The sequence below is a fragment of the Kaistella sp. 97-N-M2 genome, assembly GCF_021513235.1.
Classification (GTDB): domain Bacteria; phylum Bacteroidota; class Bacteroidia; order Flavobacteriales; family Weeksellaceae; genus Kaistella.
In genome coordinates, this window is sequence record NZ_CP090976.1 from 1,505,322 (window position 1) to 1,518,114 (window position 12,793).

11 protein-coding genes are annotated in these 12,793 nt (G+C 39.6%); 9 read left to right on the top strand and 2 right to left on the bottom strand.

The annotated features are described in order from the left end of the window. Positions 1-22 precede the first annotated feature (22 nt). Positions 23-1,111: an FAD-binding oxidoreductase gene (locus tag L0B70_RS07185; RefSeq protein ID WP_235141150.1), complete on the bottom strand. Its 1,089-nt coding sequence runs from the start codon at positions 1,109-1,111 to the stop codon at positions 23-25. A 324-nt stretch (positions 1,112-1,435) separates the two neighbouring features. On the opposite strand from L0B70_RS07185, the gene clpB reads away from it, so the two are divergent. Then, a complete protein-coding gene (gene clpB, locus L0B70_RS07190; RefSeq protein ID WP_235141151.1) occupies positions 1,436-4,027 on the top strand; it encodes an ATP-dependent chaperone ClpB in 2,592 nt (863 codons plus the stop codon). 244 nt (positions 4,028-4,271) lie between these two features. Here the strand turns inward: clpB and L0B70_RS07195 are convergent, their stop codons facing one another. Beyond that, positions 4,272-5,105, bottom strand: a complete 834-nt coding sequence (locus L0B70_RS07195) for an endonuclease/exonuclease/phosphatase family protein (protein ID WP_235141152.1) — start codon at positions 5,103-5,105, stop codon at positions 4,272-4,274. Between the two features lie 138 nt (positions 5,106-5,243). Here L0B70_RS07195 and L0B70_RS07200 point away from each other — a divergent pair, with 138 nt between their 5' ends. The 8 genes from L0B70_RS07200 to sucC all read left to right on the top strand — a co-directional run bounded on the left by L0B70_RS07200 (position 5,244) and on the right by sucC (position 12,616). Next, on the top strand, positions 5,244-7,169 hold the full coding sequence (locus L0B70_RS07200) for an ABC-F family ATP-binding cassette domain-containing protein (RefSeq protein WP_235141153.1): 1,926 nt from the start codon (positions 5,244-5,246) through the stop codon (positions 7,167-7,169). Positions 7,170-7,487: 318 nt separating this feature from the next. Next, positions 7,488-8,033 carry a hypothetical protein gene (locus tag L0B70_RS07205; protein WP_235141154.1) on the top strand — a complete coding sequence of 182 codons (546 nt, stop codon included), beginning with the start codon at positions 7,488-7,490 and terminating at the stop codon, positions 8,031-8,033. Between the two features lie 260 nt (positions 8,034-8,293). Further along, on the top strand, positions 8,294-9,622 hold the full coding sequence (locus tag L0B70_RS07210) for a hydroxymethylglutaryl-CoA reductase, degradative (protein WP_235141155.1): 1,329 nt from the start codon (positions 8,294-8,296) through the stop codon (positions 9,620-9,622). Continuing rightward, a complete protein-coding gene (locus tag L0B70_RS07215; RefSeq protein WP_235141156.1) occupies positions 9,623-9,793 on the top strand; it encodes a hypothetical protein in 171 nt (56 codons plus the stop codon). A gap of 1 nt (position 9,794) precedes the next feature. After that, positions 9,795-10,181, top strand: coding sequence for a DUF423 domain-containing protein (locus L0B70_RS07220; protein WP_235141157.1), 387 nt, complete (start codon positions 9,795-9,797; stop codon positions 10,179-10,181). After that, the gene (locus L0B70_RS07225) at positions 10,181-10,438 is read left to right on the top strand and encodes a zinc ribbon domain-containing protein (RefSeq protein ID WP_235141158.1); all 258 of its coding nucleotides are present in this window, start codon (positions 10,181-10,183) and stop codon (positions 10,436-10,438) included. Before L0B70_RS07220 ends, L0B70_RS07225 begins: the two co-directional genes overlap by 1 nt. Position 10,439: 1 nt before the next feature. Next, on the top strand, positions 10,440-11,306 hold the full coding sequence (locus L0B70_RS07230) for a DMT family transporter (protein WP_235141159.1): 867 nt from the start codon (positions 10,440-10,442) through the stop codon (positions 11,304-11,306). Positions 11,307-11,422: 116 nt separating this feature from the next. After that, positions 11,423-12,616 carry an ADP-forming succinate--CoA ligase subunit beta gene (gene sucC, locus L0B70_RS07235; protein ID WP_235141160.1) on the top strand — a complete coding sequence of 398 codons (1,194 nt, stop codon included), beginning with the start codon at positions 11,423-11,425 and terminating at the stop codon, positions 12,614-12,616. The last annotated feature ends 177 nt before the right edge of the window (positions 12,617-12,793 follow it).

The following is a 12,793-nucleotide window of genomic DNA, read 5'->3' on the forward strand; positions in this document are numbered from 1 at the left end:
TTAATTTTTTCTTTGATATTATTTAAACATCGTAATTCAGCATCACCACGTTGGTTGTCGGGTGGCACTGGCAGGTAAGTACAAAACCCCGCGCTACCTCATCGTCGGTGAGGGCGAAATTTTTTTCCATAAACACTTCACCATCCATTACCTGAGCTTTGCAGGTGCAGCAAACGCCGCCTTTGCAGGCAAACGGAACTGGAAGTTTATCCTTCAACGCCTGATCTAAAATACTGTTTTTCTTTGAATTAAGGTGAAAAGAATATTCATCATCATCAATAATCAGCGTTACCATGCTTTCTAAATTCGGAATGGCCTTAAATTCGTCGCTCATTTCGGTGTTGCTATCATCGTCGGGCGCAGAATAATATTCGTACATAATCTGCAGCGACGGAACTTTTTGGTCTTTTTTTAAGTAATCAGAAATTCCTTTAATCATATCCGATGGTCCGCAAATAAAGTAAGTGGCTTCTTTTGCGGGAATTTCGGGAAATCTTTCAAATAATAAGTCCAGTTTCTGCGCAGAAATTCTTCCTTCAAAAAGTTCATCTTCAAAATGTTTCTCCCGCGAAAGCAGATAAAAGACTTTTAATCTTCCGTCAAATTTTTCTACTAAAGCATCGATCTCTTTCTTGAAAATGATCTCGTTCAGGCTTTTGTTGCTGAAAAATAAATAGGCTGAACTTTTTGGTTCCTGATACAGCGCTTCCTTAATATTCGATAAAACGGGCGAAATTCCGCTGCCGGCCGCAAGGCCGATGTAAGTTTTTTCGTTGGAAAGATGATAGTGCGTGTAGAAATGCCCGGCGGGCGCCATTACTTCTACGAAGTCTCCCTGTTTTAATGCTGTATTCAGATAAGTGGAAACTTTGCCGTCTTCAAGATGTTTCACCAATATCTCGAGGTCCGAACTTCCTTCGCTTGGCGCGTTGATGATCGAGTAGCTCCGGCGGAGGTCTTCATCTCCTAAAAGAAAACGAACATTTAGATATTGGCCCTGTTTGTAGGAAAATTCGTGTCGTAGATTTTCCGGAATTTCAAAGGATATATGTACACAATCGTTGGTTTCCCGTACGACTCTGTTTGTTTTTAAAGAATGAAAATGATGCATATTGTTTTAAAATCTCATTAAAGGGGTGTTCAACAAATATACTTATTTTTTAAAATCTAATAAAGAGGCGCCTAGTTTTTAGAGTTCTTTCCAAAAAAAGTTTAGGGAAAATTTTAAAAAAAAGATATGAATTCGGAAATATTGTCTTGATCTTCAATATATTTGATGAATAATTCGGAAATTTTGACCATTTAATTAATATTTTTCATAAAAGAATACTTTTTGCGTGTTGTCTTGAAGAATTATAGAATAATTGAATAGAAGCAGACGGAGTTCATCGATTGCGGTGAATTCCGCCGTTTCTCAAATATTAAAACATACATTATGAACTTAAATCAATATACCGTAAAGTCACAGGAAGCCATCCAAAAAGCGCAACAGATTGCCATGGAATTTGGCAACCAAAGCATTGAACCGCAACATGTACTCGAAGGAATTTTTCAGGTAGATGAAAACATTTCTACATTTTTAATGAAAAAATCTGAAGCTGAAATTACTTTGGTAAGAGAGAGAAACAGAGAAAATTTAGAAAAACTGCCAAAAGTGGAGGGCGGCAATATTTATCTTTCCCAAACTGCAAACAAAGTTTTGCTGGATGCTCCCAATATCGCAAAAAAAATGGGTGATGAATTTGTTACGATCGAACATCTTTGGCTGTCCCTTTTAGAAGTGAATTCCGTCGTTTCGAAAATGCTGAAAGATATGGGCGTAACGAAAAAAGGTCTCGAAACCGCCATCAACGAATTGCGTAAAGGTTCCAAAGCCACTTCCGCAAGTTCTGAAGAAACTTACCAAAGTTTAAATAAATATGCAAAAAACTTCAACGTCCTCGCCGCGGAGGGCAAACTCGATCCTGTAATTGGACGCGATGAAGAAATTCGACGGGTGCTGCAGATTCTTTCGCGAAGAACTAAAAATAACCCGATTTTAATTGGAGAACCCGGCGTGGGTAAAACTGCGATTGCAGAAGGGATTGCGCACCGCATCATTTCCGGTGATATTCCCGAAAATCTGCAGGACAAAACCTTGTATTCCTTGGACATGGGCGCTTTGATTGCCGGCGCAAAATATAAAGGCGAGTTCGAAGAACGGTTGAAATCCGTCATCAACGAAGTAACAAAATCCGAAGGGCAGATTATTCTTTTCATCGACGAGATTCATACGCTTGTAGGTGCCGGTGGCGGCGAAGGCGCCATGGATGCCGCCAATATTCTGAAACCAGCTCTGGCGCGTGGCGAACTCCGGGCAATTGGTGCGACAACCTTAAACGAATATCAAAAATATTTCGAAAAAGACAAAGCCCTAGAAAGACGTTTCCAAAAAGTGATGGTGGAAGAGCCCGACACAGAATCGGCGATTTCTATTTTACGTGGAATTAAAGATAAATACGAAGCTCACCACAAAGTCCGCATCAAAGACGAAGCAATTATCGCCGCGGTGGAGCAGTCTCAACGTTATATTTCGGATCGGTTTTTACCAGACAAAGCCATCGATTTGATTGATGAAGCTTCCGCTAAATTACGTATGGAAATCAATTCGAAACCTGAAGAACTCGACGTTTTGGATCGGAAACTTATGCAGATGGAAATTGAGCTCGCCGCCATTTCACGAGAAGGAAATGATATTAAAGTGAGTCATTTAAAGGAAGATATTTCCAAAGTTTCCGAACAGCGCAACGAAATCAATGCGAAATGGCTGAAAGAAAAACAAAAATCTGAGGATTTAACATCCATTAAAAAAGATATTGAAGCCTTAAAACTCGAAGCCGAACGGGCCTCCAGAATAGGCGATTACGCTAAAGTTGCGGAAATTCAGTACGGGAAAATTAAAGAGAAAGAAGATGATTTGCAGAAACTCGAACTCGAAATGCAAAACCATCAAAATGAATTGATTAAGGAGGAAGTTACCGCCGAAAATATTTCCGAAGTTATTTCCAAATGGACCGGAATTCCCGTTACAAAACTGATTCAGTCTGAACGCGAAAAATTATTGCACCTCGAAGACGAACTCCACAAAAGAGTGGTGGGGCAGGAAGAAGCCATTACCTCCGTCGCCGATGCCATCCGACGAAACCGCGCGGGACTGAACGACGAGAAAAAACCGATCGGAAGTTTCCTTTTCCTGGGAACAACCGGTGTGGGTAAAACTGAGTTGGCGAAAGCCCTCGCAGAATATCTCTTTAATGATGAAAATAACATGACCAGAATCGACATGAGCGAATACCAAGAAAGGCACGCCGTGTCGCGACTTGTTGGTGCGCCTCCCGGATATGTGGGTTACGACGAAGGCGGACAGTTAACGGAAGCGGTTCGCAGAAGACCATATTCTGTGGTTCTTTTGGATGAAATTGAAAAAGCGCATCCGGATGTATTCAATACTTTACTACAGGTTTTGGATGATGGCCGTTTAACGGATAACAAAGGCCGACTGGTGAATTTCAAAAATTCAATTATCATCATGACGTCCAATTTGGGATCGCATTTGATTCAGGAAAATTTCGAAACAATTACCGACGATAATGTAGCACAAGTCGTAGATAAGACCAAAGATGAGGTTTTTGCGCTGTTGAAGCAGACCTTGAGGCCCGAATTTTTAAATCGTATCGACGAAACTGTTTTATTCCAGCCTTTAAACAAAAAAGAAATCGGCAAAATTGTACATTACCAACTTCGCGGATTTAACCAAATGCTAGAAAAACGTGGAATAATCATGACTGCAACAGATGATGCCATACAATATATTACAGACAAAGGTTACGACCCAAGTTTTGGTGCAAGACCTTTAAAAAGAGTTTTGCAACAGGAGGTTTTGAACAAATTATCGAAAGAAATCCTGGCCGGAAATGTGAACGATGGCGACCGAATTACCCTGGATTATTTTGATGAAAGTGGTTTGGTTTTCCGTCCAACCGAATAATTACGATTTGCAAGTTCGACAGTGAAATTACACAGAAACTTGGTATAATTTTTTATAGTATAGCATTTTATTAAGCTGATTAGCAATCTCAATGAAGAGAATTGATGAAATAAAATCCAATAAATTTTGTCATTTCATAAATAATATATTTCTTTGCGGTATTCTAATGCTGTTAAAGGCGAAGGAATAAATTTTTTTCATCATTTGTGTTTTAGAATCCATCAGTCATGATGGATTCTTTTTTTTATTTATTAAAACGCAGCGTTACAAGAAGTGGAAAGTGATCCGACGGATAAAGAAGGTTCTCGCGCCGGTCGTTAATTGTTCGAAAGGTTTCCGTTTCAAACTTTTTTACAAAAATATAATCGATTCTCTGCGTCGGGATGGTTTTAATATCGAAAGCGGTAAAAGTGCCATTCGGACCGTACGGTTTCTGCGCGGAATGATAGTAAGTGTTGATGAGGTTTTTCGAAATTATTTTAATCGGTTCGGAATCATCCGTTAAATTAAAGTCGCCTGTTAAAACCACCGGAAGATCTTGCGTGTTGAATTTTTTTATTTTCTCTAAAATTAATTTGGATGAATTTACGCGCGCTACATTTCCCACATGATCGAAATGAACATTGAATGCCCAGAATTTCTTGCCGTCTTTTTTCAATTTAAATAAAGCATACGTGCAAACCCTGTTGTAAGCCGCATCCCAACCTTTCGACGGAATATCCGGAGTTTCGCTGAGCCAAAAAGTACCGGATTTTAAGACTTCAATTTTTGCCATTTCATAAAATATTGCGGAATATTCGCCTTTGTTTTGTCCGTCGTCCCGGCCCACGCCCACAAAATTATAATTTTTAAGACCGCTTTTGATGTCATTCATCTGCTCCGGCAGCGCTTCCTGCACGCCGAAAAAATCCGGATGGTAATAATCCAAGAGCTGTATCGCTTCGGTTTTTCGGTTTTCCCAGGAATTTTCCTGATCCGATTCTAACGAAAGGCGAATATTATACGTCATCACTTTCAGAACCTGACTTTGGTTCGAAGTAAAAAAGAGCAGCGTTATAAGTCCGAGCAGTCTTTTCATTTTCAATTTTTTAAGGTTTCTAAAGGTAATTATTTATGTTGAAATAAGATCAACTCTGCCCGCAAGATAGTCTGCAATTCAATTAGTTTCACTACTTTTGCACCTCGAAAATTCACTTATCAATTAGCATTCAAAAATATGATTTCGGTTCAAAATTTAGGTCTTCATCATTCAGGAAATTACCTTTTTCAAAACGTCAACTTTACCATCAAAAAAGATGATAAAATCGGTTTGGTGGGGAAAAATGGAGCGGGTAAATCTACTTTGTTAAAAATGCTTACGGGCGAAATTAATTTTTACGAAGGCAGTATTGTTCAGGAAGGCGCCGTAACCATTGGGTTTTTAAAACAGGATTTGGATTTCGTAAAAGGCCGTACCGTTTGGAATGAAACCCTTCAGGCATTCGAAGCCATTAATGCGATGAAGAACGAACTGGAAGACGTAAACCATCAAATGGTGACGAGAACCGATTATGAAAGCGATTACTACGAAAATTTAATTCACCGTATGACGGAACTGAATGATCTGTTAATGCATCATGACGCGTACAATTTGGAAGGCGATGTCGAAAAAGTTTTGCTAGGATTAGGTTTCAAGGCTGATGATTTTCACAAGATTACCGACGAATTTTCCGGTGGATGGAGAATGCGGATTGAGCTGGCGAAACTGCTTTTGCAGAAAAATGATCTCATGTTGTTGGATGAGCCGACCAATCACCTGGATATGGAATCCATCATTTGGCTGGAATCATTTTTAAAAGAATATCCCGGTGCTATTGTTTTGGTAAGTCACGATAAGCAATTTATGACCTCTGTTTGCAACCGGACTTTCGACATTAACAACAAAAAAGTCGACGATTACAAAGCCAATTACACCAAATATCTGGAATTGAGTTCGGAAAGGAAAGAAAAACAAATTCAGGCCAAGAAAAATCAGGATGTCGAGATCAAGCAAATGGAAGATAACATCAACCGTTTCCGGGCTTCTGCCACCAAATCTTCGTTTGCGCAATCTTTGATCAAAAAATTAGATAAACTGGAAAGAATTGAAGTGGATACCGACGATGTTTCCAAATTCAATATCCGTTTCCAGCCCGCGGTAACTCCGGGAAAAGTTATTTTCGAAGCCAAAAACTTAGGAAAAGCATACGGTAAAAAACAGGTTTTTGATGAGGTTGATTTCTTTATCGAAAGGGGACAGCGCATTGCTTTACTGGGGCAAAACGGGCAGGGCAAAACAACAATTGCAAAAATCCTTTCCGGAGAAATCACCGATTATTCCGGCGAATGGAATCTGGGGCACAACGTTAACATCGGTTATTTTGCGCAGAACCAGGAAGAAGTTTTAACGCCGAATAAAACCGTTTTAGAAGAAGCTGAAGATGCGGCAACCGAAGAAACGCGCCCAAGAGTACGCGATTTGTTGGGAAGTTTCCTTTTTCAGGGCGATGATGTGACGAAGAAAACAAAAGTACTTTCGGGTGGCGAAAGAAACCGTTTGGCTTTGTGTAAATTATTGCTTCGTCCTTTCAATACGTTGATTATGGATGAGCCCACGAATCACCTGGATATTCAGTCCAAGGAAATTATTAAACTGGCTTTGCAGAAATTTGAAGGAACATTAATCGTTATTTCTCACGACCGGGAATTTTTACAGGGCTTGAGCGATAAAATTTTCGAATTCCGGGATGGGCGAATGAAAGAATTTCTGGGTGATGTGAATGAATACTTAGAATTCCGTCAAAAAGAAAGCATTCGCGAGATCTCTGCAGAGAAATCCAAGTTACAGGAACTTCGGAACGAACCCGTCGTCGAAAAAGAAGTTGCAAAACCCGTGGAAAAAGCGCCTGTTATGGTTTCGAAAGATCAAAAGAATATTCAAAATAAAATTAAAAAAGTAGAAGAGCGGATTTCTGACCTCGAATTAAAGATCGAGGAAATGGAAGCCACCTTCACCAAAGAAAATCCTTCCGAAGAAACTTTAGAAGTTTACAATACAAAGAAAGCAGATTTAGATTTGGCTTTGCAGGAATGGGAGTTTTTGGGAACGCAGTTAGAAGCGTAACCCAAAATTAATCTAAAAAATATACGTATATAACCGTGTCAAGGCTCAAAACCTTGACACGGTTTTTTATTATTCAGAAACATGAATTTTTCCTGTGAAATTGGAGTTGCAGAAAATATTATATTTGATTTTAATTAAAATACTTTTTATGAAAATAAAATACCTTTTTCAAGTTCTTCTTTTTTCGATATTTATGATTTCTTGCAGTAGAGACGCAGAACCCGAAACAATGGTAGAGAAGAAACATTAACTACTAAAGTTAAAACCGGTTATCTTTACCCGGATCTGCGGATCCAAAATTTAGCTGAAGTTAATTTCATGTTCGAATATGACAGCCAAAAAAGAGTGACGAAAAAAAACGGAGGATTTCTTTCAATCTCCGGATCAACAGGTTTTAACGCATCATTTACAGATAAAATATATACTTCAGTCCTTTATGATAATGATAAAGTAACCGTAGAAGATTTTTATAATTCCACCGAATTTACCGTCCCAAAAAATAGTAAGTATTTTACTTTAAGTTCTTCGAATTTGATTGCGGAAAAAGAAGTGCCAGATAGATTTAGTTCTTATAGGTATAAAAAAGAATTTTACTATTATAAAAATGGTCTTCTAGACGAAATAAAGACCACTTTTCCCAATGCACTATATGATCCAACTGATCCCAATGATTATATCGAAACTTATTCTGAAAGATTTTATTATGATGTTACAGGAAATTTAACAAGGACAGAATACTTTGAACTTCATGATGGGGTTAAAACGGAAAACAAACGCATTCGACAGTTTGAAAATTATGATAATTCGGGCAATCCGTTCAAGAGATTTACACTTTTGGATGAACCGCTCACTTTCCAAAAATAATTTTAGAAGTTACAGGGAAGAAGTGTATAGATTTGATGAATTAATCTCGAGAAAGACGCAAGAATGGACTTTTAATTATGATGCAAACGGACAAATCATAATCAATTAAGAATCTTTTGTGCAAAACGTTATTAGTTTTTAGCTACAAAAACATTTTAGAAATCACCAAAGTCTCGGTGATTTTTTTGATTTTTAGAAATGATCATCAACATTAAACATCCCCCTGAATTTGCTATCTTTACATTTCAAATTTTGTTTCTATGAATCACAGTCCGGTTGAAGGTTTTTCTAAACTTTCAAAACAAAGAAAAATCGATTGGCTTATTAAAGAATATCTGAGTGATGACCGCAGTTACGAACAGGTTCTTCAGCAATATTGGAACGGCGACGAAACTTTGCAAAAACTTCACGAAGAATTTTCCGAAAACACCATTTCCAACTTTTATATGCCTTACAGCATTGCCCCGAATTTCCTTATCGACGGAAAATTATTTGCGCTGCCTATGGCCGTAGAAGAAAGTTCCGTAGTCGCGGCGGCTTCGAAGGCTGCGAAATTCTGGATCGATAAAGGCGGGTTCAAAACAACCATCATCAACACGAAGAAATTAGGTCACACCCATTTTATAATGGCCGTGGAACCTCATAAAATACTGCATTTTTTCAATTTCAAATTAAAGAAAAGATTATTTGAAGCAACCGAAGCCGTAACGAAAAACATGCGCAACCGCGGCGGCGGAATCTTAAACATCCGTCTGATCGACAAAACCGTCGATCTCGAAAATTATTTTCAGCTGAAAGCCAGTTTCGACACGGTGGATTCCATGGGCGCGAATTTCATTAATTCGTGTTTGGAGCAGTTTGGAAAAACCTTGGTTGAAGAGGTTCAAAAAGACGAAGAATTCACGCAGGAAGAAAAAGATTCTTTACAGATCGTGATGAACATTTTGTCCAACTTTACGCCGGACTGTATTGTGCGCGCGGAAGTTTCCTGTAAAATCGAGGATCTGAAGGACGACAGCGGCATTTCCAACGAGGAATTCGCAACCAAATTCAAACGTGCCGTTACAATTGCCGAAATCGAACCTTTCCGCGCCACCACACATAACAAAGGAATTATGAACGGTGTTGATGCCGTTGTGATCGCAACCGGAAACGATTTTCGCGCGACCGAAGCCTGCGCTCATGCGTACGCGGCAAAAGACGGAAAATATTCAAGTCTAACGCATTGCACGATCAATAACGGAATTTTTAGATTCTGGATCGATTTGCCGATTTCCGTGGGCGTTGTCGGTGGTTTAACCAATCTTCATCCACTGGTGAAATTCTCGTTGGCACTTTTAGGAAAGCCTTCTGCGCAGGAGCTCATGAGCATTTTAGCCGTTTCGGGTTTGGCCCAAAATTTCGGCGCTCTGCGTTCCCTGGTGACTACTGGTATTCAAAAAGGTCACATGAAAATGCATCTGTTTAATATTTTGAATCAGCTTGGCGCGACGGAAGAGGAGAAAAATCATTTTGTAACGTATTTTAAAGACAAAACCGTAACGCATCATGAAGTTATTAATGAATTTAACCATCTAAGAAATAAATAAATGTTCGGAATCATCTTAGCCGTCGCCATCATGGTTTTCGGTATCTTTCTTAAAACCACCAACGACCCGAAATTCGCAGGTTCCAAAAAATTTTCCTGGATGTTTATTATTCTGGGCATTTTAAGTGTGGTAGGGAAATTAGTCATCATGTATCAAAAAGGAGAATTATAAAATGAAAAATGCAACATTAATCATTGGCGCGATTTACGGATTGGTTTCCGTTATTTTAGGCGCTTTCGGCGCGCACGCTTTAAAAAAAGTAATTTCCGTGGAGAAACTTGCGAGTTTTGAAACTGGCGTAAGATATCAGATGTATTCCGCTCTGTTTTTATTGGTGGTCGGCTACATTTTGAAATTTGAAACGCCCTCCGAAAAATGGATCTCAATTTTAATGATTGCGGGAACATTTATTTTCTCCGTGACGATTTATCTCTTGGCTTTCAGCGAAGTTGCGGCCATTCCGACGAAAATTGTGGGACCTCTCACGCCGCTCGGCGGCCTGTTGATGATTGTTTCCTGGGCGATGTTGATTTGGTATTTCGTAAAAAATAAGGTTTAATGTTCTTCTTTTTCGGATTTAACAAAAAACCCGTGGGCAAAGAACAGCGCAAACTCCGGAAAAATGGTTTGGAGGTGAACGCCCTCATCACGGTCTATAAAAAATATTTTGAGCTTTTCTTTATTCCAATTATTCCCCTCGGAAAAAGTTACAGCATTTATATCCCGCATTCCGATGAGTATTTTGAAGACGGATTTTTCGGTAAAATTCCGCCCGAATATTTAGAGATTTGTAAAGAAGTCGGAAGACTCTACTGAAATGACCAGACCCAGAATCGCTTTATTTCTCGGCATTTTATGCATCTCCATCTTTCCGGTTATCGTGAAGATGAATCTCACCTCGGGTTTAATTTCGGCCTTTTACCGAATGGCAATTGCCACAGCGATCATTGTACCCGTCGCGGTTTGTAAAAATAAAATGCGGCTCGAAAATCCGGCGATTTTACGGCCGGTCTTGCTCTGTGGTTTGCTCTTCGCCTGCGACATTGCGGTGTGGAATGTTTCCATTCAGAAATCATCGGCTACACAGGCCACTTTGTTAACCAATCTTTCCCCCATCTGGGTTGGGATTTTTTCCTTCGCCTTCCTCGGATATCGCCCACGCAATAGTTTTTGGCTTGGGACCGCCATTGCCTTAACCGGAATGATCGTTTTTGTGGGTGTCGACACCATTATGGGCTTAAAACTCGATCTTGCCTTTTTCCTCGCGCTGCTGTCTGGCTTGCTTTACGCCATTTATATTTTGGTGAGCAAAAGAGTTTTGGAAAAAATCGGAGTCATTCCGTTTATGACGTACAGCATGATCACCAGTACAATATTTTTATTTGCGGTGAATGTGTTTTTCGGTGAAAGTTTTGTGGGTTTTTCCGAAAAAGCCTGGCTCTCACTTTTCGTTCAGGGAATTGTCTGCCAGTTGATCGCCTGGCTGCTCATCAGTTACGCCACGCAAAAAATGCGGCCGACCAGAGTTTCCTTAAGCCTTTTAAGTCAGGCTATTTTTGCCACAGTCTTAGCCGCGCTTTTCGTGAACGAAAAAATTACTTCCATTCAAATGATAGGGAGCGGCATTATCCTCATCGGGATTGCAACCACTTTTTACGAAAAGAAATCAAAGCAAATCAAGTGATTTTTGAGTTCCTGCAGCGAAATTCCGCCAAATTATGGTTACGTTTCAATCATTATCCTTCAAATTTTCTTAAATTTGTAAATCTTTAAAAAAAATAAAAATCTAATTAAAATAATATGAATCTTCACGAGTACCAATCGAAAGAAATTTTGGCAAAATACGGCGTAACCATTCAGCGTGGTTTTACGGCAAATAATGTTGATGAGGCAGTAGATGCAGCAAAAAAGTTAACCGAACTGAACGGTAACGAAGGCTGGGTTGTAAAAGCGCAGGTTCACGCTGGTGGACGTGGTAAAGGCGGCGGCGTAAAGTTTTCTCCAAACATGGAAAAACTTAAAGAAAATGCCGGCAACATCATCGGCATGCAGTTGGTAACTCCACAAACTTCTGCGGAAGGGAAGAAGGTAAACTTCGTTTTGGTGGCAGAAGATGTATATTATCCGGGAGAAACCGAAACCAAAGAGTTTTATGTTTCTATCCTTTTAGACCGAGCACAAAGGAAAAACATGATCGTTTATTCTACCGAAGGTGGGATGGACATTGAGCACGTTGCGGAAGTAACGCCGCATTTAATTCATAACGAAACCATCGATCCGGGCGTAGGATTACAGGGTTTTCAAGCCAGAAAAATCGCTTTTAATTTAGGCTTGGAAGGCGCCGCATTCAAAGATTTCGTGAAGTTTATTACGAATTTATACAGTGCTTACGTCGGAATTGATGCCTCACTTTTCGAAATCAACCCGGTTTTGAAAACTTCAGATAACAAAATTATTGCCGTAGACGCGAAGGTTTCCTTGGATGGTAACGCTTTATTCCGTCACAAAGATCTGGCAGAATTACGAGATACAAGAGAAGAAGATCCAACAGATGTTGAAGCGGATGCTGCAGGTTTGAATTTCGTGAAATTAGACGGCGACGTTGCCTGTATGGTAAACGGCGCAGGTTTGGCAATGGCGACCATGGATATCATTAAATTATCCGGCGGAAACCCTGCCAACTTCCTGGACGTTGGTGGTACAGCCGATGCAGAAAGAGTTCAGAAAGCTTTCGGAATCATTTTAAAAGATCCGAACGTAAAAGCAATTTTAATCAATATTTTTGGTGGAATTGTTCGTTGCGACCGTGTTGCGCAAGGTATTGTAGATGCATACAAAGCCATGGGAAGTCTTCCCGTTCCATTGATCGTGAGGTTACAGGGAACGAATGCCGTTGAAGCCAAGCAATTGATTGATGATTCCGGTCTACCGGTTCACTCGGTGATCACTTTGGAAGAAGCCGCCAACAAGGTAAAAGAAGTTTTAGGACACTAAAAATTTAAAAGAAAATTGTAAAAACCGTTTCACTTGTGAGGCGGTTTTTTGTTGCTTTCTTTCGAAGAATTCTGCAAAAAATTGGCGAACCGCTTTTTTCTATTTTCCTGAAAAGATGTAACCTTTTGGAGGTGCCCGAATAACAATTTTGTTGTACGATATGAATTTAATAAGTTG

Excerpts from the sequence above, each read along its gene's own strand:
- L0B70_RS07185 (WP_235141150.1), bottom strand. The coding sequence starts at position 1,111 with ATGCATCATTTTCATTCTTTAAAAACAAACAGAGTCGTACGGGAAACC.
- L0B70_RS07210 (WP_235141155.1), top strand. The coding sequence starts at position 8,294 with ATGAATCACAGTCCGGTTGAAGGTTTTTCTAAACTTTCAAAACAAAGA.
- L0B70_RS07205 (WP_235141154.1), top strand. The coding sequence starts at position 7,488 with ATGTTCGAATATGACAGCCAAAAAAGAGTGACGAAAAAAAACGGAGGA.
- L0B70_RS07220 (WP_235141157.1), top strand. The coding sequence starts at position 9,795 with ATGAAAAATGCAACATTAATCATTGGCGCGATTTACGGATTGGTTTCC.
- L0B70_RS07225 (WP_235141158.1), top strand. The coding sequence starts at position 10,181 with ATGTTCTTCTTTTTCGGATTTAACAAAAAACCCGTGGGCAAAGAACAG.
- sucC (WP_235141160.1), top strand. The coding sequence starts at position 11,423 with ATGAATCTTCACGAGTACCAATCGAAAGAAATTTTGGCAAAATACGGC.
- L0B70_RS07195 (WP_235141152.1), bottom strand. The coding sequence starts at position 5,105 with ATGAAAAGACTGCTCGGACTTATAACGCTGCTCTTTTTTACTTCGAAC.
- L0B70_RS07230 (WP_235141159.1), top strand. The coding sequence starts at position 10,440 with ATGACCAGACCCAGAATCGCTTTATTTCTCGGCATTTTATGCATCTCC.
- L0B70_RS07215 (WP_235141156.1), top strand. The coding sequence starts at position 9,623 with ATGTTCGGAATCATCTTAGCCGTCGCCATCATGGTTTTCGGTATCTTT.
- L0B70_RS07200 (WP_235141153.1), top strand. The coding sequence starts at position 5,244 with ATGATTTCGGTTCAAAATTTAGGTCTTCATCATTCAGGAAATTACCTT.
- clpB (WP_235141151.1), top strand. The coding sequence starts at position 1,436 with ATGAACTTAAATCAATATACCGTAAAGTCACAGGAAGCCATCCAAAAA.